The following is a 20,063-nucleotide window of genomic DNA, read 5'->3' as shown; positions in this document are numbered from 1 at the left end:
CTACCGGGGGTCCGTCAGGCGCCCAGTGCTCGTACGACGGCGCTCGGGCTCGGGCGGCCCAGCCGGCCGGCCATCCACACGCTGGTCGCGACCACGGCGTCGAGGTCGACCCCGTGATCGATCCCGAGCCCGGTCAGCATCCACACCAGGTCCTCGGTGGCGAGGTTGCCGGTGGCCGACTTCGCGTAGGGGCAGCCCCCGAGGCCGCCGGCGCTGGCGTCGAAGGTGGTGATGCCGGCCTGGAGCGCGGAGAACGTGTTGGCCAGCGCCTGGCCGTAGGTGTCGTGGAAGTGCATCGCCAGCCGGTCGGTGCCGACCCCGGCGTCCGCGAAGGCCGCGACCAGCGCCTTCACGTGTCCGGCGGTGGCCACGCCGATGGTGTCGCCGAGGCTGAGCTGGCTCGCGCCGAGGTCGAGGAGGCGGGTGCCGGCGGTGACGACCTGCTCGATCGGCACCGCGCCCTCCCACGGGTCGCCGAAGCACATCGACACGTAGGCCCGCACGTCCATCCCGGCCTCGCGGGCGCGGGCGACGGTCGGCTCGAACATCGCGAACTGCTCGTCGAAGGTGCGGTTGAGGTTCTTCGCGGCGAAGGTCTCGGTGGCGCTGCCGAAGATCGCGATGTGCTCCAGGCCGAGCTCGAGCGCCCGGTCGAGGCCGCGCTCGTTGGGCACCAGGACGGGCAGGTGGCGCCCGGCCTCGCCCAGGTCGGCCATCAGCTCCGCGGCGTCGGCGAGCTGCGGCACCCACCTCGGGTGGACGAAGGAGGTGGCCTCGACGATCGGGAGGCCGGCGGCCACGAGGCGGCGTACGAACTCCGCCTTGACCTCGACGGGCACGATCGCCTGCTCGTTCTGGAGGCCGTCGCGGGGGCCGACCTCGTAGATCGTGACGGCCGACGGGAGGCCGTCGGCGCGCACGGTCATGGGCAGGTCAGACATCGGAGGCCTCCACGACGAACAGGGCGGCGCCGAGCTTGACGAGGTCGCCGGTGGCCGCTCCGACCGCGGTGACCGTGCCGGCGAAGGGTGCCTTGAGTGCGAGCTCCATCTTCATCGCCTCCATCACCCCCAGTGTCTCCCCTTCCGCCACGCTCTGTCCCTCAGAGACGTTGACCGCCAGCACGGTGCCCGGCATCGGGGCGAGCAGCGTGCCGTCGCCCGCGGCGGCGGCATGGTCGGCGAACGGGTCGGGCCGCACCCACACCCAGCGCTGTCCGCGGTGCACGACGTCGACGACGTCGCGCTGCACGTCGAGCACCGCGTGCTCGGCGACCCCGTCGACGAGCAGGTGGACCGTGTGGTCCTCCGCCGACACCAGGCGTACGTCGTGGGTGGCGCCGGCGTGCGACACCTGTCCGCGGTGCCGGTCGACGACGACGTGGGCGTCGCCGAGCACCACCGTGTCGGCGGCCGGCTCCCCGCCCATCCGCCAGCCGTCGGAGCGCCAGGGGCCGCTGCCACCGTGGCGCGAGCCGGGCATCGTGTCGAGCAGCACCTCGGTCCAGGCGGCCAGCACCAACGCCATCGAGCCGTCGGGTTCGGGCACCTCGTGGCGGTCGAGCCAGGCAGTGTCGATGGTGGCGTCGCGGAACTCGTCCGAGGCGGCCAACGTGCGCAGGAAGCCGGTGTTGGTGGTGATGCCGAGGATCGCCGTGTCGTCGAGCGCGCCCACGAGCGTGGTGCGGGCGACCTCGCGGTCGGCGCCCCACGCGATGACCTTGCCGAGCATCGGGTCGTAGGAGGTGGAGACCTCCTGCCCCGGCTCGAGCGCGTGGTCGACGCGGATGTGCGCCCCGGCAGGCCCGCCGAGGGAGGACGCCCACCGCACGATCGACGTACGTCCCGCCTGGGGCAGGAAGCCGTGGAAGGAGTCCTCGGCGTAGACCCGGGCCTCGATGGCGTGCCCCTCGAGCCTGATCTGCGACTGGTCGATGCCCAGCGCCTCCCCCGTCGCGACCCGCAGCTGGAGCTCGACGAGATCCACCCGCTCGCTCGCTGCCCCCGTCCGGACCCGGACGACCTCCTCGGTGACCGGGTGCTCGACCTGCAGGCGGGTGTTCATCTCCAGGAAGTAGAACTCGCCGGTCGCGTTGTCGAGCAGGAACTCGACGGTCCCCGCCCCGGTGTAGCCGCACTGCTGCGCGAGCGCGACCGCGGAGGCAGTGATCGCGGCCCGTTGGTCCTCGTCGATCGTCGGTGCGGGCGCCTCCTCAAGCACCTTCTGGTGCCGGCGCTGGGTGGAGCAGTCGCGCTCGAAGAAGTGCAGCACGGTGCCGTGGGAGTCGCCCATGACCTGCACCTCGACGTGGCGCCCGGACTCGACGTACTTCTCCACCAGGATCGTGTCGTCGCCGAAGGACGACAACGCCTCGCGCCGGGCGGCGGCGAACGACTCGGCGTAGTCCTCGGCCGAGCGGACGACCCGCATCCCCTTGCCGCCACCGCCCGCGGCGGCCTTGACCAGGACCGGGTAGGCGTAGGTGGCCGGGTCGTCGTCGAGGGACCAGGACGGCACCACCGGTACGCCGGCGGCGAGCGCCACCTCGCGGGCGGCGTCCTTGCGCCCCATCGCGTCCATCACGTCGCCCGTCGGACCGACCAGGGTGATGCCCGCCTCGGCGAGCGCCCTCGCGAAGGGCGCGCGCTCGGAGAGGAAGCCGTAGCCGGGGTGGACGAAGCCGGCGCCCGACTCCCGCGCCGCGGCGACCACTGCGTCGATGTCGAGGTAGGACGAGACCCGCACCGCGCGGTCGGCGGCGCGCACGTGCGGCGCGTCGGCGTCGAGGTCGGTGTGGATCGCGACGCATGCCCAGCCGAGGCGTCGCGCCGTCCGCATGACCCGCAGGGCGATCTCGCCGCGGTTGGCGATCAGCAACGTTCTCATCAGCTCATTCCCATCAGGGGGTTTCGACGCGCCCGTTGCGCCCTCGTGCCTCGGTCGTGGGGCTTGCTCGACCTGGTCGCGCCCGCGCGACGCGCTCGTTCCTCGCTCGTCACTGCGCGCCTCACATCCGGAAGATGCCGTAGGACGGTTCGGGGATCGGGGTGTACGACGTCGCGGCGAGCGCCATGCCCAGCACCCGGCGGGTGTCGGCGGGGTCGATCACGCCGTCGTCCCACAGCCGCGCACTGGCGTAGTAGGGCGAGCCCTGGGTCTCGTACTGCTCGCGGATCGGAGCCTTGAACGCCTCGACTGCGTCCTCGTCCTCGAGGTCGGTGCGGACGGTGGCGAGCACCGAGGCGGCCTGCTCGCCGCCCATCACCGAGATGCGCGCGTTGGGCCACATCCAGAGGAAGCGCGGGTCGTAGGCCCGTCCGCACATGCCGTAGTTGCCGGCGCCGAAGGAGCCGCCGATGACCACCGTGAACTTCGGCACCACGCTGCACGCGACCGCGGTGACGAGCTTCGCGCCGTCGCGGGCGATGCCCTTGTTCTCGTACTCGCGCCCGACCATGAAGCCGGTGATGTTCTGCAGGAAGACCAGCGGGATCCCGCGCTGGTTGCACAGCTCGATGAAGTGCGCGCCCTTGAGCGCCGACTCGCTGAAGAGGATGCCGTTGTTGGCCACGATGCCGACCTCGTAGCCGTCGATGCGCGCGAAGCCGCACACCAGCGTGTCGCCGTAGAGCTTCTTGAACTCGTGGAACCGGCTCCCGTCGACCAGTCGGCGGACGACCTCGCGCACGTCGTACGGCGTGCGGGTGTCGGGGGGGACCACGTCGTAGAGCGACTCCGGCGGCTCGTGCGGCTCCTCGACCTCCGCGCTGGGCTCGCGCGCGGGACGGGCGGCAGGCAGCGTGTCGATGATCGAGCGCACGATGGCCAGCGCGTGGGCGTCGTCCTCGGCGAGGTGGTCGACCACGCCGGAGGTGCGGGCGTGGACCTCGCCGCCCCCGAGGTCCTCCGCGGACACGACCTCGCCGGTCGCGGCCTTCACCAGCGGCGGTCCGCCGAGGAAGATCGTGCCCTGGTCGCGCACGATCACCGTCTCGTCGGACATCGCCGGCACGTAGGCGCCGCCGGCGGTGCAGGACCCCATCACGCTGGCGATCTGCGGGATGCCCCGGGCCGACATGTTCGCCTGGTTGAAGAAGATCCGGCCGAAGTGCTCCCGGTCGGGGAAGACCTCGTCCTGCAGCGGCAGGAACGCCCCGCCGGAGTCGACGAGGTAGATGCAGGGCAGGTGGTTCTCGGCGGCGATCGTCTGCGCGCGGAGGTGCTTCTTGACCGTCATGGGGTAGTAGGTGCCGCCCTTGACGGTGGCATCGTTGGCGACGATCACGCACTCGCGGCCCGAGACCCGGCCGATCCCGGCGACCACTCCGGCCGACGGGACGGCGTAGGTGTCGTCGCCGTACATCCCGTACGCCGCCAGCGGGGCGAGCTCGAGGAAGGGGCTGCCGGGGTCGAGCAGCCGGTCGACGCGGTCGCGGACCAGCAGCTTGCCGCGGTCGGTGTGCTTGCGGCGCGCGCTCTCCGACCCGCCCTGGCGGACCCGGGCCAGCCGGGCGCGCAGGTCGTCGACGAGCTCGCGCATGGTCGGGGGGCCCTGGATCGGGCTCAGCTGCTCGGACACGTCATCAGGTTAGCGATCGTTAACCTCGGGCGTCCAGTGGCGGAACTCCCCGCGCAGCGTCGTGCCGCGACCCGGTGCCGTCTCGAGGTGCAGGGTGCCGCCGGCCGCCGCGACCCGGGCCTCCATCCCGAGCAGCCCGCCGGGGGTGACGATCTCGCGGTCGAAGCCGCGGCCGTCGTCGCTGACGCTGAAGCTCAGGTGCGGCCGACCGCGCACGGTGACCAGCACCGCGGTGGCGTCGGCGTGCTTGGCGGCGTTGGTCAGCGCCTCGAGGATGCAGAAGTACGCCGCGGCCTCCACGTGCTGCCCGGGGCGCTCGACGTCCGCGACGTCGAGGGTGACCGGGACCGGCGAGCGGCGGGCGGCCGACTGGAGCGCGGCGACCAGGCCGCGCTCGGTGAGCAGCGGCGGGTAGATGCCGCGGGCGAGCTCGCGCAGCTCGAGCAGCACCTCGCGGTTGTCCGCGGCGAGCTGCCCGAGCAGCGCGGCGGCGCCCTCGCCGCGCCCGGCGCGCAGCTCCGTGCGCGCCCGCTCGATCGTCACGCTCATCGCGAGCAGCCGCTGCTGGGCGCCGTCGTGGAGGTCGCGCTCGAGGCTGCGGCGAGCCGCGTCCGCGACCTCGACGATGCGCGTGCGCGACTCGACGAGCTGGTCGGACTGCTCGCGCAGGCGGTTGTAGGCGTCGCGCACGAGGAAGACCACCACGAGCACGCCCGCCGGCAGGGAGGACGCGATCACCAGGGCGTTGACCCACCACAGGTCGTTGAGCGCACCCACGCGCCGCCACTCCCCGAGCGCGGCCACCGACGCACTGCCGAGCACCGCCACCACCATGAGGGCGCGGATGCCGGTGCGACCGAGGTGGGGCAGGCTGACCAGCAGCGGCACCATCGTCACCAGCGCGGTCAGCGGGCTGAGGTTGGGCGTGGCCCAGGTGCCGCCGACGGCGAAGAGCAGCGCCGACAGCGTCAGTCCGACGATCGCGGCGGGGGCGCCGTAGCGGCGACACAGCGGCGCGGTCACGAGCATCAGCCCGAGCGACACCACCATGACGGCGAGGTCGATCTCGACGGCCGTGTGCTGGAAGCCCAGCCCGTACGCCGCCGCGAGCAGCAGGGTCGCGGTGGTGAGTGCGACGAGGTTGATGCGCAGCAGCCACCGCAGGGCCGGGTCGAGCTCGTCCCAGCCCGACAGCAGGCTCTTCACCGGCTCCTCATCGACGCGGCGACACCCCGCCGCCGCCCACGCCGACCCCCGCCTCGCTGAGGAAGACCAGGGTGGCGGCGACGCGGCGGTGCACGGGTGCGTCGGAGGGCAGGTCGAGCTTGGTGAGGATCGAGCTGATGTGCTTCTCCACCGCCCGGTCGGTGACCACCAGCTCCTCGGCGATCGCCGCGTTGGTCATCCCCCGCGCGACCATCCCGAGGACCTCGAGCTCGCGCGGGGTGAGTCGGTCGAGCAGGGAGTCGTGGCGACGGGTCCCGGTCGCCATCAGCGCGTCGACCACGATCTGGTCGATCACCGACCCGCCGGCCGCGACCGTGCGCAGCGCCGCGACCAGCTCGTCCACGTCGGCCACGCGCTCCTTGAGGAGGTAGCCGCGACCGTCGCTGCCCTCGCGCACCAGGTCCAGGGCGTACTCCACGTCGGAGTACTGCGTCAGCGCCACGACCCCGGTGCCGGGGTGCGTGCGCCGCAGCTCGCCCGCGGCACGGATGCCCTCGTCGGTGAAGTCCGGTGGCATCCGGATGTCGGTGAGCACCACGTCGGGACGGTGCTCCTCGACCGCGGCCATCAGCTCTGGGAGGCTGGTCGCGGTGGCGACCACGTCGAGGTCGTCGAAGGCCGCCAGCAGGGCGAGGATGCCCGCCCGGAGCAGGTCTCCGTCCTCGGCCAGCACGACCCGGATCCGCGTCATGCGCGCAGCGTAGCCACGGCGCGACACCGGCGTCTGTAGAGCAGGCACCACCCCGGCGGCCGTTGTCGCAAGGTGTGGCCGTCGCGTGTCCCGCGCGTGTGGATCGGGTTTGCCCCCGTGGGGTAGACCAGAGGTGGTGCTGGCACCACTGCAGCGATCCGCCCCGAGGAGGACACTTCTCGACGGATGCCAGGTGCACTGATCGTGGGGATCAGTGGGCCGCTGCGGGGGTGCGGCCCACTGGAGCACGACATGGGGAGGCACGTGTGATTCCGCTGGCGGTCTGGCAGGCGCAGCAGCGCCCGGTGACGCTCCCGGCGCCGCGCGCCCCACACGAGGGATCGGGGGGCACTAGCCTCGGCCCCGTGACCCCCCGCCGGCAGCAGATCCTCGACATCGCCGCCGACCTCTTCGCCGCGCGCGGCTTCCACGGGGTCTCGGTCGTCGAGCTCGGCTCCGCCTGCGGCATCTCCGGGCCGGCGCTCTACAAGCACTTCGAGTCCAAGGACGCGATGCTCGCCGAGATGCTGGTGAGCATCAGCGAGACCCTCCTGGCCGAGGGCCGTAGCCGCGTGGCCGGCGCCGACGGCCCCCGCGAGGCCCTCGAGGCCCTGGTCGAGTGGCACATCCAGTTCGCCATCGAGCACCCCGCCCTCATCGTCGTGCAGGACCGCGACTGGAGCAGCCTGCCCGACGAGGCCCGCGAGCGCGTGCGCGCGCTGCAGAGGGCGTACGTCGACGTGTGGGCCACGCAGGTGCGCCGCTTCCACACCGGCCTCAGCCCGGAGGCGTCCCGCACCCGCGCGCACGTGCTCTTCGGCCTGCTCAACTCCACCCCGCACAGCGGCCGGCTCCCCGACCCGCAGATGCACGACGTGCTCCGCGACATGGCGCACGGTGCCCTCGGCCTGACCTGAGGCGCCGGCGCGCTCACATCGCGTCGAACGGGCTCTCCTGCTGCAGCAGGCGTGCGGCCCGGACCGCGGCGTCCTCGGCGACGACGAGGTCGTCGAGCTCGTCGGGACCGTCACCGGCACCCGCGACGGGGTCGCCGTCCTCGACCACCTGCGGCTGGTGGATGCGGTGCAGCTCGCGCAGCACCCGCTCGCGCGAGAGCCCGCGCAGGTGGGTCAGCACGAAGGGGTCGGCGGCGATCAGCCACACCAGCTGGGTGAGCACGGCCAGCGCGTGGGAGCACGGGTCGAGCCACGCCTCGCACGTGCAGGCCGAGCCCAGCTCCCCGCCGTACGGCAGCAGCTCGACGCCCGCCTCCTCCACGGCCTCGACGAGGGCGTGCGGCAGCTCGCCGGCCATCAGCGCGGCGATGCGGCCGGCCTCGGCGGCGACGAGCTCGGTGAAGGCCGACGCGTCGGAGTCGTCGAGCACCGGCACCGTGACCTCGACGGTGAAGGCGTCCTGGCCCTCGCCCACCGCCGCCACCGCGGCACCGTCGGAGACGGTGATCGCACCCACCGCCCCGGCCCGGGCGAGCGCCCGGCCGCGCCTGAGGTCCTCGGCGCTGTAGGCCGCCTCCTCGACCGAGCGGAGCACCGCCTTGCTCCACCACGTGCCGGAGCCGCCGCCGCGCCTCGCCGCCAGGCGCGGATGGGTCGTGCCCGCCGCGCTCACCGGCGCAGCTCGACCAGGTCGCGCAGCTCGGCGTCGGACAGCTCGGTCAGCGCGGTCTCGCCGCGCGTGAGGACCGAGTCGGCGATGGAGCGCTTGCGGGCCAGCAGCTCGGCGATCTTCTCCTCGATGGTGCCCTGGGTGATCGCGCGGTGCACCTGCACCGGCCGGGTCTGACCGATGCGGTAGGCCCGGTCGGTGGCCTGGTCCTCGACCGCGGGGTTCCACCAGCGGTCGAAGTGGATGACGTGGTCGGCGCGGGTGAGGTTGAGCCCCGTGCCGCCGGCCTTCAGCGACAGCAGGAAGACCGGCACCTCCCCCGCCTGGAAGCGCGCCACCATCGCGTCGCGCTCGCGCACCGGCGTGCCGCCGTGCAGGAACTGGTGCGGAACTCCCGTCGTGGCCAGGTGGCGCTCGAGCAGCCGTGCCATGGCGACGTACTGGGTGAAGACGAGGACCGCACCGTCCTCCGCCACCACGGTGCCGACCAGCTCGTCGAGCAGGTCGAGCTTCTCCGAGCGCCCGCGCAGGCGCGGGTTGGCCTGCCGCAGGAAGTGCGCCGGGTGGTTGCAGATCTGCTTGAGCCCGGTGAGCAGCTTGAGCACCAGCCCGCGGCGGGTCTCCTCGTCGGCCTCCTCGATGCGGCGCATCGACTCGCGCACGAGCGTCTCGTAGAGGACGACCTGCTCGCGGGTCAGGCCGAGCACGTGGTCGGTCTCGGTCTTGGGCGGCAGCTCCGGCGCGACACCCGGGTCGGACTTGCGCCGGCGCAGCAGGAACGGCCCGATCAGGTCGGCGAACTGGCGCGCCTTGGTCGGCTCGAGGCCGGACTCGATCGGCCCGGCCCACACCTTGCGGAAGGCGTTGCGGCTGCCCAGCAGGCCGGGGATCGCCCAGTCGAGGATCGACCACAGCTCGGTGAGGTCGTTCTCGACCGGGGTGCCGGTCAGCGCGACCCGGGCGGTGCACGGGATGGTGCGCAGGGCGCGGGCGGCGGCCGAGCGGGAGTTCTTGATGTGCTGCGCCTCGTCGGCGACCACGAGGTCCCACGTGACCTCGGCGAGCAGGTCCGCGTCGTTGCGCATCGTGCCGTAGGTCGTCAGCACGAAGCCCCCGCTCACGCCGTCGAGGTCGCGCGCGCTGCCGTGGTGGCGGCGTACGGCGACGCCGGGGGCGAAGCGGCGGATCTCGGCCTCCCAGTTGCCGAGCAGCGACGCCGGGCAGACGACGAGCGTCGGACCCGCTGCGCCCGGCTGGCCGGCGCGGTGCAGGTGCAGGGCGATCACGGTGACCGTCTTGCCGAGGCCCATGTCGTCGGCCAGGCAGGCGCCGAGCCCGAGCGAGGTCAGCTCGGCGAGCCAGGAAAGGCCTCGGCGCTGGTAGTCGCGCAGCTCCGCACGCAGCGCGGGGGGCACGTCGACCAGCGCACCGGTCGCGGCGTCGCGGAGCCGGTCGCGGACCGCCAGCAGGCTCGCCCCGACGACAGCCTCGTAGGGGACGTCCTCGATGTCGACGACGCCGGTCAGCGTCGCGGCGAGCGCCTGCACGGGGGTCACGGTGCGGATCAGCCGCTTGCGTGCGCGCTTGATGATCCCGGAGTCGACCGCGACCCAGTTGTCGCGCAGCTTGATGATCGGGCTCGCCGTGCGGGCCAGCTCGTCCATCTCCTCCTCGCTCAGCTCCTCGCCGTGCAGCGAGACCTGCCACTCGAAGCCGAAGAGCGCCTGGGGGCCGAACAGCCCGTCCTGCAGCGGCTCCTCGCGACGCCCCGGCGCCGACCGGCGGCCCAGCTCGACGCGCTGGGTGACCTCGCGGTCGAGGTACTTCGGCCACAGGACCGGGTGCCCGGCCTCGGTGAGGGCCGCCGCCCCGTCGTCGAGCAGGGAGAGGATCTCGTCGGAGTCGAGGGTGATCTCGTCGGGGACCCGCAGGTCGAGCAGCCGCTCCAGCACCGGCCAGGCGTCGGCCGCAGAGCGCAGCGCGATGGCGGCGTGCGTGCGGGCGCGCTCGCCGAAGCCGTGCGCGGCCTCGGGGCCGGACTCGGCCCAGAGCTCGGAGGCGTCGGCCATGTGGGCGGCGTTGTCGACCGCGTGCACCTGCGTGACGAGGCGTACGGCGCCGGCGACGAGCTCCTCCTCGTCGGCCTCGATGCGGAAGGAGATCGTCACCAGGTGCGGCCGGTCGTCGCGGGCGCGCGAGCGGATCCGCGCGATCCGCTGCTGGAGCCGGTCGCTGAACTCGTCGGGACTGTGCGACACGACGGGCGCCGGCACCGCGGCCACCGGTGCGCGGTGGCGCGAGCGCCCGGGCGTCGTGCGCGGGACGGTGTCGACCACGGCGTCGAGCAGCGCCCGCACCGTGCCCTCCGCCGTCGCCTCGTCGAAGCCGTCCCAGGCCCGCGAGCGGGCCAGCTCGCCGATCCGGCGCTCGTCGTCGGCGTCGAGGCCCGCGACCTGCCAGTGGCGACCCTCGGGGTCGGGGGCGAAGCGGCCCGACGCCACCAGCTGCAGGCCCATCAGCGCGGCGCCGGCCAGCAGCGCGACCGAGGGGTGCGGCCCGTCGGCGTCGCGGACCTTGCCCAGCACCGGCAGGGCACCGCGGATCGGCAGCACGATCGTCCGGCGCTCGTCGGTGAACTCGATCGAGCCCTCCCGGGGCGGCTCCCCCACCAGCAGCCTGGCGGGACCGGTGACCGGGACAAAGCTCATGCAGCACCCTTCGTTGATCCGCTCGACCAGACGCTAACGCCTCGGACCGACAAGGAGTTCCCCGGCGACTACCGTCGGACGGCATGGACGTCTCCGCACTGCTCGCCGCCCACCCCGTCATCGACGGGCACAACGACCTGCTCTGGACCGCGCGCACGGCGACGGCGTACGACTTCACTCGCCTCGACGTCGGCGCCGGCGGCACCCCCACCCACACCGACCTGCCGCGGATGCGCGCCGGCGGGATGGGGGCGCAGTTCTGGTCGGTCTACGTCCAGACGCGCCTCACCGGCGACGACGCGGTGAGCGCCACGCTCGAGCAGGTCGACGCCGCGCGCCTGCTCACCGACACGTACGCCGACCAGCTGGCGTGGGCGACGACCGCCGACGAGGTCGAGCAGGCATGGGCGTCGGGCCGGATGGCCTCGCTGATGGGCGCCGAGGGTGGGCACTCGATCAACTGCTCGCTCGGCACCCTGCGCCAGCTCCACACCCTCGGCGTGCGCTACCTGACGCTCACCCACAACGCGAACACGCCGTGGGCCGACTCCGCCACCGACCGACCGGTGGCGGGAGGGCTGACGGAGTTCGGCCGCGAGGTCGTGCGGGAGATGAACCGCCTCGGGATGATGGTCGACCTCTCCCACGTCTCCGCCGACACGATGCGCGACGCGCTCGCCGTCAGCGAGGCGCCGGTCGTCTTCAGCCACAGCTCCGCGCGTGCGGTGACCGACAGTCCGCGCAACGCCCCCGACGACGTGCTCGAGGCCACGGCCCGTGGCGGGGGCGTGTGCATGGTGACCTTCGTGCCCAAGTTCGTGAACACCGCCTGCGCCGACTGGCACCGGGAGCTGGTCGCGGCCGCCGCGGCCGAGGGCGTCCCCGAGTCCGACGGGGAGCGGTTCGGCGCCTTCGAGGACGCCTGGGTGCGCGACCACCCGCAGCCCCCGGCGTCGCTCTCCGACGTGGTGGCGCACGTCGAGCACGTCCGGGAGGTGGCCGGCATCGACCACGTCGGCCTCGGCGGCGACTACGACGGCGTGGGAACCCTGCCGGTCGGGCTGGAGGACGTCTCGACCTACCCGGCCCTCGTCTCCGCGCTCGCCGACCGCGGCTGGTCGGAGGCCGACCTGGCCCGGCTCACCTGCCGCAACACGCTGCGGGTGATGCGCCAGGTCGAGGCGGCCGCGCGCGAGCTGCAGCAGGTGCGCGGGCCGAGCCTGGCGCGGATCGAGGACCTCGACGGCGTACGCCCGGGGGCCTGACGCGCTGCTCCACCCCGCGGGGTGACGCAGCCCACCCGAGGAGGAATAGGTGGTTGTCGAGGGCAACCAATATCGTTCTCGGGTGACCGACACCCAGATCGACTCCGGCGAGACCCGGCCGGACAGCTCCGACAAGCTCGACAAGAACGTCCTGATGGTGGCCGGCGTGGTCGTCCTCGGGGCGATCATGTCGATCCTCGACATCACGGTCGTCTCGGTGGCCCTCGAGACCTTCCAGCGCGAGTTCGACGCCACCGCGGCCGAGGTCGCCTGGACGATGACCGGCTACACCCTGGCCCTGGCCAGCGTCATCCCGCTGACCGGCTGGGCGGCCGACCGCTTCGGCACCAAGCGCCTCTACCTCCTCGCCGTCCTGCTCTTCACCGCCGGCTCGGTGCTGTGCGCCGCGGCGACGTCGCTCGAGATGCTCGTCCTCTTCCGCGTCCTCCAGGGCCTCGGCGGCGGCATGCTGATGCCGCTCGGCATGACGATCCTGACCCGCGCCGCCGGTCCCGAGCGCGTGGGCCGCGTGATGGCGGTCCTCGGCATCCCGATGCTGCTCGGCCCGATCTTCGGCCCGATCCTCGGCGGTGCGCTGATCGACAGCGCGTCGTGGCACTGGATATTCCTGATCAACCTGCCCATCGGCATCGCGGCGATCGTCTACGCCTGGATCGTGCTCCCGAAGGACGAGGTCGAGCCGTCGGAGACCTTCGACTGGCTCGGCATGGTGCTGCTCTCCCCCGGCCTCGCCGCCTTCCTCTACGGCATCAGCTCGATCCCCGAGGAGGGGACCGCGATGGCTGCGCGCGTGCTCGTGCCGATGATCCTCGGCATCGCGCTGATCGTCGCGTTCGTGCCGTGGGCGCTGGCGCGCCGCAACATCCACCCGCTGGTCGAGCTGCGCCTGTTCAAGAACCGCAACATGACCGTCGCGGTGCTGGCGATGATGCTCTTCGCGATCGCGTTCTTCGGCGCCTCGCTGCTCTTCCCGCTCTACTTCATCCAGGTGCGCGGCGAGGACGCCCTCGGCGCCGGCCTGCTGCTGGCCCCACAGGGCATCGGCGCGATGGTGACGATGCCGATCGCCGGGATCCTGGCCGACCGCATCGGCCCCGGCAAGATCGTGCTCACCGGCATCAGCGTCATCACCGTCGGCATGGCCATGTTCACCCAGATCGGCGCGGACACGTCCTACACCTACATCCTCGCCGCGCTCTTCGTGATGGGCCTCGGCATGGGCGGCACGATGATGCCGATCATGACCGCCGCGCTCGCCACGCTGACCGCGCACAACGTGGCCCGCGGCTCCACCCTGCTCAACATCACCCAGCAGGTGGCGGCCTCGATGGGCACCGCGCTCTTCTCGGTGATCCTCACCAACGAGCTCAAGGGCAAGGAGTCGGTCGCCGTGGCCGGCGCGGTCCGCGAGGCCGGCGACGACCAGGGCGCGGTCGCACGGGTCCTCGAGCGGTTCGGCCTCTCGCCGGCCGAGCTCGACAACGTGCTCGCGCGGGTGCCGGGCGACATGGCCGACTCGTTCGCGACGGTCTTCATCGTCGCCACGATCCTGGTCGCGTGCTGCCTTGTCCCGGCGGCGTTCCTGCCCCGCCGCAAGGTCGCGCCGGTCGACCCGACCGCGATGATGGGTCACTGAGCGGGCGGTTCGTTCCGCTGCACACCGCTGACCGGGCGGTTCCTCGCGCTGCGTGCGCAAGGAACCGCCGGTCGGTGCGTTCCAGCGCGAGGAAGTGCCCGCTCGGCGGCTAGGACCGGCTGCCCAGCCACAGCGGCAGCACGGCGCCGGCCCCGGCCTCGCGCAGCGCGACCGCGGCGAGCGTCGAGCTCCACCCGGTCTCGACGAGGTCGTCGACCAGCAGCACCGTGGCGCCCGGCGGCACCTCGGCGACCAGCCCGCTGCGACGGCGTACGGCGGCGACGCGCTGCGCGGAGTTTGACTGCCCGGCGCGCGGGGGCACGGTCGCGTCGCGCACGGCCCACGTGCCGACGACCGGCACCTGCATCACCCGCGCGAGCCCCTCGGCGAGGTCGCGCGTCAGCGTCGGCCGGGTCGCCGACTCGGTGACGACGATCGCGTCGGGCCGGCTGCGCCACTGCGGCGCCCAGTCCTTCATCACGTCCATCACTGCCTGCGCCAGCCCGGGCGGGACCGGACCGTCGGGGGTGTCCTCGCGGAAGAGGTCACGCAGCGCCTGGCCGTGGCCGAGGTCGGTGAGGCGGGCGACGGCACGGCCCGGCTCGGCGCCGGCGGTGATCTTGCCCTTGAGGTCGAGGCCGAGGTTGGCCAGCGCGGTGGGCCACATCCGGCGCGGGTCGATGGTGACGCCGGGGCGCGAGAGACGTTCGCCGGCCTCGGCGACGGCGGCCTCGCCCACCGAGGTCGACAGGTCGAGCCCGCCGCAGTTGTCGCACCGCCCGCAGTCGACGGCGCCCTCGTCGTCGAGCTGCTCGCGCAGGTAGCGCATCCGGCACTGGTCGGTGTCGAGGTAGCCCAGCATCGCCTGCTGCTCGCGCTCGCGGGCCTCGGCGACGCGGGCGTAGCGCTCGCCGTCGTAGTGCCACGGCCGGCCGGTGGCGATCCAGCCGCCCTGGACCCGCTGCACCGCGCCGTCGACGTCGAGCACCTTGAGCATGGACTCGAGCCGGTTGCGACCGAGCTCGACGCGGGTCTCGATCGTAGCGGTGGACAGCGGACGCTCGGAGTCGGCGAGCGCGGCCAGCGTCTCGCGCACCTGCTCCTCGCGCGGGAACCCGAGCGAGGCGAAGTAGGCCCAGATGTCACGGTCCTCGACCTGCGGCAGCAGCACGACCGTCGCGTCGTCGGTGCCGCGCCCGGCACGACCGACCTGCTGGTAGTAGGCGACCGGCGAGGCGGGGGCGCCGAGGTTGATCACGAAGCCGAGGCTGGCGTCGAAGCCCATCCCGAGCGCGCTGGTCGCGATCAGCGCCTTCACCCGGCCGTCGACGAGCGCCTGCTCGAGGCCGTGGCGCTCGTCGGCCTCGGTCTGGCCGGAGTAGGCAGCGACCTCCAGGCCGCGGTCGCGGAGGTAGCCCGCGACCTCCTGGGTGGCGGCCACCGTCAGGCAGTAGACGATGCCGGACCCGGGCTGCTCGGCCAGGTGGTCGGCCAGCCAGGCCAGGCGTTGCTCGGGCGTCCGGAGGCGTACGACGCCGAGGCGCAGCGACTCGCGGTCGAGCGTGCCGCGCTGCACGAGCACCGCGGAGCTGCCCGAGCCCTCGGCGTGGACCCCGAGCTGCTCGGCGACGTCACCGGTGACGCGGGAGTTGGCCGTCGCGGTCGTGGCGAGCACGGGGATGCCGTCGGGGAGCTCGGCCAGCAGCGTCCGGAGGCGGCGGTAGTCGGGCCGGAAGTCGTGGCCCCAGTCGGAGATGCAGTGGGCCTCGTCGACCACCAGCAGGCCGCACGTCGCGGCCAGGCGGGGCAGCACCTCGTCACGGAAGCCGGGGTTGTTGAGCCGCTCGGGGCTCACCAGCAGGACGTCGACCTCGCCTGCGTGGATCTGGTCGTTGATCGGCTGCCACTGGTCGATGTTGGTGGAGTTGATCGTCACCGCCCGGATGCCGGCGCGCTCCGCCGCGGCGATCTGGTTGCGCATCAGCGCGAGCAGCGGGCTCACGATGACGGTCGGGCCGGCGCCCTCCTCGCGCAGCAGCTTGGTGGCGACGAAGTAGACCGCGGACTTGCCCCACCCGGTGCGCTGCACGACGAGCGCGCGACGGTGGTCGACCGCGAGCGCCTCGATGGCCGCCCACTGGTCCTCGCGCAGGACGGCATCACCCTGCCCGTCCCTGGGTCCGACGAGAGCCCGCAGGTGCCGCTCGGCGGACTCGCGGGCCGAGCGGCGTACGTCGTCGGCGACGGGTGCGGCGGCAGTGGGGGTGGTCATGGTCCCTGTCTACCAACAGGGACCGACGGCGCGCCCGGCGGTTGAGTAGTCCACCGGGAAGTTCGTGCGGCGCGACGGCCGGCAGCCACTTCCCGGTGGACTACCGGGGGTCGAGCGATCAGCGACGCGCGCTGCGCTCCAGGAACTTCTCGATGTCGACCCCGGCCCGACGGGCGTCGCGACGTGCCTCGGGGGTGGTGAGGTCGGGGGCCACGAAGGTCTCCGGCTCGATGGCGCGGTCGGCGTCGGCGTACCGGCTCTGGATCGCCGCCTGCTCGTCCGCCGAGGCGGAGGACTCGGCGACGACCTGGGCGGTCACGGCGACGGCGGCGCCGGTGAGCAGCGGGCTGACGGAGGGCGTGTAGCCGCCTGCGTGGCCGTTGGCCTTGGGGTGGTAGCTCTCGCTGATCGGGCTGGACAACCCGTTGATCCACTCGTCGTCGGCGCAGACCGCGTGGCCGACGAAGCGGCTGGTCGGGTTGGCGAAGGAGAAGCCGGCCGCCGAGGCCGCCGAGGCGAGGCGGCTGTTGAGCAGGTCGGCGGTCTGGTTGAGCCGCGACTGCTCCGCCGGGGAGAACCAGGTGAAGGCGTTGCAGTCCTCGCCGTTGAAGATCCGCGGGTAGCCCACGACCACGACCTTGGCGTACGGCGAGCGACTGCGGATCTGGGAGTAGAGGGTCGTCAGCCGCGAGGGCAGGGTGTTGTTGATGAAGGACTGGGCGCTGTTGATCGCGCCGTCGCAGTTGCTCGTCCACCAGGGCTGGGCGCAGGTGGTGAGCACGCTGGCGAAGCCGGCGTCGTTGCCGCCGACCGAGAGCGACACGTAGTTCGTGGCCGACGTCAGGGCCGCGAGCTGGGTGTTGATGACGTCGGGGATGGTCGCACCGGAGCAGGCGCGGAAGTTGAGCGCGTAGCCGCGTGCGGCGGCGATCAGGCTCGGGTAGGCCGAGGTGGAGCGCTGGCAGCTGGTGCCGTCGCTGATGTAGGAGCGGGTGCCGGTGCCCGAGGCGTAGGAGTCGCCGAGGGCGACGTAGGCCGGCGCGGCGGCCTGGACCGGCTGGAGAAGGAGCGGGGTGAGCAGCCCGGCGAGGGCCGAGCCCAGCATTGCCAGCCGTCGAGTCGTGCGCTTCATCTGTGTGAGTCCTCCGAGATCGTGGCCACCCGAGTGTGACCGCGCTCACAGTAGGCACTGCGGGGCCTCCGCCACCAGACCGAACGGTCAGGTTTTCCTCACGACCCGACGCGACGCAGCCGCGGACCGCCGGGCGGCAGGGTGGCGGCGTCGCGGAACGACTCGCCGACCAGCACCGGGACCACCTCGCTGACGTCGTGCTGCGCGGCGATCTCCACGTCGGCCACGAAGCCCGCCTCGCGCAGCTCGCGGCCGCCGGCGCAGTCGAGCAGGTCGCCCGGGAGGTCCACCGCACGCCACGCGGCGACGGCCATCCGTGCCTCGGGGCTGGCCGCGGCGTCGACCCCCGGTGCGTCGAGAAGCGCGTCGAGGACCGCGCCCGCGCCCCACAGGTCCTCGGCCGCCGGGCGCAGCGTGTCGTCGTACCACCGCTCCCCCGCCGGTACGACGACCACGCTGGCGCCGTCGGCCACCCGCGGTGCCAGCCACCGGGCGACGGCGCCCGCGTTGCGCAGGCACGCCCCGACCACGCTCGACCCGGCGTCGGCGAGCGCGAAGGCGATGCTCGACCCGTTCGGCGAGGGCAGCACGAGGCGCTCGACCCCCTCGACCTCGGCGAGGCTGGCCGGCGAGAGCGAGACGTGGCGCGCGTCGCCGCGCGAGAGCGCCTCGAACCTCCCGACAGCCAGCGTGGCGGCGTGGCGCATGGCGTGCTCGGCCGCCCGGGCGTCGCGCCAGCGGAACGGGAAGACCTCGATGCCGCGCTCGACCGCGACGCTCAGCGTGGTCGTGAAGGACAGCACGTCGACGACGACGGCGTAGTCGGCACGCACGGCCTCGGCGCCGGTCGGCCCCCACTCGAGGCGCAGGCGATAGCTGGACTGGTCGTGTCCGGGGATCGTCACGGGCTCATTCAACCCGAGGCGGTCACCAGATCCGGACGCGCGACCCCGGCTCGAGCCACAGTCCGTCGCCGGGCTCGGTCTCGAACACCTCGTGGAACTCGTCGAGGTTGCGCACGATGTTCGCGCGGAACTCGGCCGGGCTGTGCGGGTCGATGGTGAGGTACTGCAGCTCCTGCTCCTTGCGGCGCTTGGTGCGCCACACGTGGCTCCAGTTGAGGAAGAGCGAGCGCCGGTCCTCGACCGAGGCGTCGCCGCCCTGGCTGATGACGTACGCCTTGTGCGCGATCGTGAGGCCGCCGAGGTCGCCGATGTTCTCGCCGACGGTGAGGCTGCCGTTGACGTGCTCGCCGGGCAGGTTGCGGGGCTCGAAGGCGTCGTACTGCGCGATGAGGGCCTGCGACTTGGCCTCGAACGCTGACTTGTCGTCGGCGGTCCACCAGTCGTGCAGGTTGCCGTCGCCGTCGTACTGCGCGCCCTGGTCGTCGAAGCCGTGGCCGATCTCGTGGCCGATGACCGCGCCGATGCCGCCGTAGTTCTCCGCGTCCGTGGCGTCGGGGCTGAAGAACGGGGGCTGGAGGATCGCGGCCGGGAAGCAGATCTCGTTGGTGCCGGGGTGGTAGTAGGCGTTGACGGTCTGCGGGAGCATCAGCCACTCGTCGCGGTCGACGGGCTGGCCGACCTTCTCGAGCTGGCGGTCGGTCTCGAAGGCCGAGGCCGAGGCGACGTTGCCCATCAGGTCGTCGGCGGAGATCTCCAGCTCGGAGTAGTCGCGGAACTCCGTCGGGTAGCCGATCTTGGGGTAGAAGCGGTCCAGCTTGTCGTACGCCTTCTGCTTGGTGTCCTCGCCCATCCAGTCGAGCGTCTCGATCGAGCGGCGGTAGGCGGTGACGAGGTTGGCGACCAGCTCGTCCATCATCTGCTTCGACGTGGGCGGGAAGTGCCGCGAGACGTAGACCTTGCCGACGGCCTCGCCGATCGCGCCCTCGACGAAGTCCACGCCGCGCTTCCAGCGCGCGCGCAGCTCGGGGGTGCCGTTGAGGGTGCGGCCGTAGAAGTCGAAGTTGGCCTCGACGAACGGCTCGGGCAGGTAGGGCGCGGAGCTGCGGACGATGCGGACGTGCAGGATGTCGCGCCAGGTCTCGATCGGCGTCTCCTCCAGCACCGTGGACAGGTGCGAGAAGAAGTCGGGCTGCATCACGATCGTGGTGCGCAGCGTCTCGTCGCTGCCACCGAGGGCCGCGACGTAGGTCGACCACTCGAACGCCGGGCACAGCTCGCGCAGCTGCTCCAGCGAGAGGTGGTTGGTCGTCTTCTGCACGTCGCGGGTGGCGGCGGCCTCCCAGTGGCCCTCGGCGAGCCGGGTCTCGTACGCCAGCACGCGGGCGGCCGCGCCGGCCGGGTCCTCGTGCTCGCTGAGGGTGAGGAGGGTGGTGAGGTACTTCTCGTAGGTCGCGCGGATCTCGGCGAACTTCTCGTCGCGGTAGTAGGACTCGTCGGGCAGCCCGAGTCCGCCCTGGGCGAGGTAGACGATGTTGCGCGAGGCGTCGACGCGATCGGGCGTGATGTAGGAGCCGAACAGCCCGGGTCCGCCGGTGCGCTCGAACATGCCGAGGAAGTCGGCGAGGGCGGTCAGGTCGCCGATCGCGCGGGCGCGGTCGAGCAGGTCGCGCACCGGCTCGAGGCCGAGCGCCTCGATCCGCTCGGTGTCCATGAAGGAGGCGTAGAGGGCCGCGATCTTGGTCTCCTCGTCACTGGAGAGCTGGTCGGCGGGACGGTCGGCGAGCTCGGTGATGATGTCGCGGACCTGCTGCTCGGCGGCGTCGGCCAGCGCGATGAACGCACCCCAGCTCGACTTGTCCGAGGGGATCTCGGTCTCGTCCAGCCAGCGCCCGTTGACGTGGCCGAAGAGGTCGTCCTGGGGGCGGATGTCGGGGTTCATGCCCTCGCGGGCGTCATCGAGGATCGTCACGCGTCCGACCCTAACCTCGCGCCCCCAGCCCG

At 72.8% G+C, this 20,063-nt stretch carries 14 protein-coding genes; 3 read left to right on the top strand and 11 right to left on the bottom strand.

Features of this window, described 5'->3' with window-relative positions; genetic code table 11:
* Positions 1-14: 14 nt before the first annotated feature.
* The 5 genes from CFI00_RS00325 to CFI00_RS00305 form a co-directional block, all read right to left on the bottom strand.
* Positions 15-941: a hydroxymethylglutaryl-CoA lyase gene (locus tag CFI00_RS00325; RefSeq protein ID WP_207083371.1), complete on the bottom strand. Its 927-nt coding sequence runs from the start codon at positions 939-941 to the stop codon at positions 15-17.
* Positions 934-2,886 (bottom strand): biotin carboxylase N-terminal domain-containing protein, encoded by a 1,953-nt coding sequence (locus tag CFI00_RS00320; protein ID WP_207083370.1) that lies wholly within the window; start codon positions 2,884-2,886, stop codon positions 934-936. Before CFI00_RS00320 ends, CFI00_RS00325 begins: the two co-directional genes overlap by 8 nt.
* A gap of 121 nt (positions 2,887-3,007) precedes the next feature.
* A complete protein-coding gene (locus CFI00_RS00315; RefSeq protein WP_207085308.1) occupies positions 3,008-4,540 on the bottom strand; it encodes a carboxyl transferase domain-containing protein in 1,533 nt (510 codons plus the stop codon).
* Positions 4,541-4,588: 48 nt separating this feature from the next.
* Positions 4,589-5,785 (bottom strand): ATP-binding protein, encoded by a 1,197-nt coding sequence (locus CFI00_RS00310; protein ID WP_207083369.1) that lies wholly within the window; start codon positions 5,783-5,785, stop codon positions 4,589-4,591.
* A gap of 7 nt (positions 5,786-5,792) precedes the next feature.
* On the bottom strand, positions 5,793-6,488 hold the full coding sequence (locus CFI00_RS00305) for a response regulator transcription factor (protein WP_207085307.1): 696 nt from the start codon (positions 6,486-6,488) through the stop codon (positions 5,793-5,795).
* A 374-nt stretch (positions 6,489-6,862) separates the two neighbouring features.
* On the opposite strand from CFI00_RS00305, the gene CFI00_RS00300 reads away from it, so the two are divergent.
* Positions 6,863-7,414, top strand: coding sequence for a TetR/AcrR family transcriptional regulator (locus tag CFI00_RS00300; RefSeq protein WP_207083368.1), 552 nt, complete (start codon positions 6,863-6,865; stop codon positions 7,412-7,414).
* Positions 7,415-7,427: 13 nt separating this feature from the next.
* On the opposite strand, the gene CFI00_RS00295 is transcribed toward CFI00_RS00300, so the two are convergent.
* Both CFI00_RS00295 and CFI00_RS00290 read right to left on the bottom strand, forming a co-directional pair.
* Positions 7,428-8,126: an SWIM zinc finger family protein gene (locus tag CFI00_RS00295; RefSeq protein ID WP_207083367.1), complete on the bottom strand. Its 699-nt coding sequence runs from the start codon at positions 8,124-8,126 to the stop codon at positions 7,428-7,430.
* A complete protein-coding gene (locus CFI00_RS00290) occupies positions 8,123-10,831 on the bottom strand; it encodes a DEAD/DEAH box helicase (protein ID WP_207083366.1) in 2,709 nt (902 codons plus the stop codon). The genes CFI00_RS00295 and CFI00_RS00290 overlap by 4 nt, the downstream gene beginning before the upstream one ends.
* Positions 10,832-10,914: 83 nt before the next feature.
* Between CFI00_RS00290 and CFI00_RS00285 the strand changes: the two genes are divergently transcribed.
* Both CFI00_RS00285 and CFI00_RS00280 read left to right on the top strand, forming a co-directional pair.
* Positions 10,915-12,096, top strand: a complete 1,182-nt coding sequence (locus tag CFI00_RS00285) for a dipeptidase (RefSeq protein ID WP_207083365.1) — start codon at positions 10,915-10,917, stop codon at positions 12,094-12,096.
* 82 nt (positions 12,097-12,178) lie between these two features.
* Entirely contained in the window at positions 12,179-13,753 is a 1,575-nt protein-coding gene (locus tag CFI00_RS00280; RefSeq protein WP_347401890.1) for a DHA2 family efflux MFS transporter permease subunit, read from the top strand.
* Between the two features lie 109 nt (positions 13,754-13,862).
* On the opposite strand, the gene CFI00_RS00275 is transcribed toward CFI00_RS00280, so the two are convergent.
* The 4 genes from CFI00_RS00275 to CFI00_RS00260 all read right to left on the bottom strand — a co-directional run bounded on the left by CFI00_RS00275 (position 13,863) and on the right by CFI00_RS00260 (position 20,031).
* On the bottom strand, positions 13,863-16,025 hold the full coding sequence (locus CFI00_RS00275; RefSeq protein ID WP_207083364.1) for a DEAD/DEAH box helicase: 2,163 nt from the start codon (positions 16,023-16,025) through the stop codon (positions 13,863-13,865).
* Between the two features lie 118 nt (positions 16,026-16,143).
* A complete protein-coding gene (locus CFI00_RS00270; RefSeq protein WP_207083363.1) occupies positions 16,144-17,157 on the bottom strand; it encodes an SGNH/GDSL hydrolase family protein in 1,014 nt (337 codons plus the stop codon).
* Between the two features lie 98 nt (positions 17,158-17,255).
* On the bottom strand, positions 17,256-18,062 hold the full coding sequence (locus tag CFI00_RS00265; RefSeq protein WP_207083362.1) for a 2-phosphosulfolactate phosphatase: 807 nt from the start codon (positions 18,060-18,062) through the stop codon (positions 17,256-17,258).
* 22 nt (positions 18,063-18,084) lie between these two features.
* Complete coding sequence (locus CFI00_RS00260; protein WP_277988337.1) at positions 18,085-20,031, bottom strand: M13-type metalloendopeptidase; 1,947 nt, start codon at positions 20,029-20,031, stop codon at positions 18,085-18,087.
* Positions 20,032-20,063 lie beyond the last annotated feature (32 nt).

The sequence above is a fragment of the Nocardioides sp. S5 genome (genome assembly GCF_017310035.1).
Classification (GTDB): Bacteria; Actinomycetota; Actinomycetes; order Propionibacteriales; family Nocardioidaceae; genus Nocardioides.
The sequence above is the reverse complement of the archived record's forward strand: the minus strand, read 5'-3'. Positions and strand labels throughout refer to the sequence as shown.

Bases quoted from the DNA above. Each gene is read 5' to 3' on its own strand.
- CFI00_RS00325 (WP_207083371.1), bottom strand. From the start codon at position 941: ATGTCTGACCTGCCCATGACCGTGCGCGCCGACGGCCTCCCGTCGGCC.
- CFI00_RS00320 (WP_207083370.1), bottom strand. From the start codon at position 2,886: ATGAGAACGTTGCTGATCGCCAACCGCGGCGAGATCGCCCTGCGGGTC.
- CFI00_RS00315 (WP_207085308.1), bottom strand. From the start codon at position 4,540: ATGCGCGAGCTCGTCGACGACCTGCGCGCCCGGCTGGCCCGGGTCCGC.
- CFI00_RS00290 (WP_207083366.1), bottom strand. From the start codon at position 10,831: ATGAGCTTTGTCCCGGTCACCGGTCCCGCCAGGCTGCTGGTGGGGGAG.
- CFI00_RS00285 (WP_207083365.1), top strand. From the start codon at position 10,915: ATGGACGTCTCCGCACTGCTCGCCGCCCACCCCGTCATCGACGGGCAC.
- CFI00_RS00275 (WP_207083364.1), bottom strand. From the start codon at position 16,025: ATGACCACCCCCACTGCCGCCGCACCCGTCGCCGACGACGTACGCCGC.
- CFI00_RS00270 (WP_207083363.1), bottom strand. From the start codon at position 17,157: ATGAAGCGCACGACTCGACGGCTGGCAATGCTGGGCTCGGCCCTCGCC.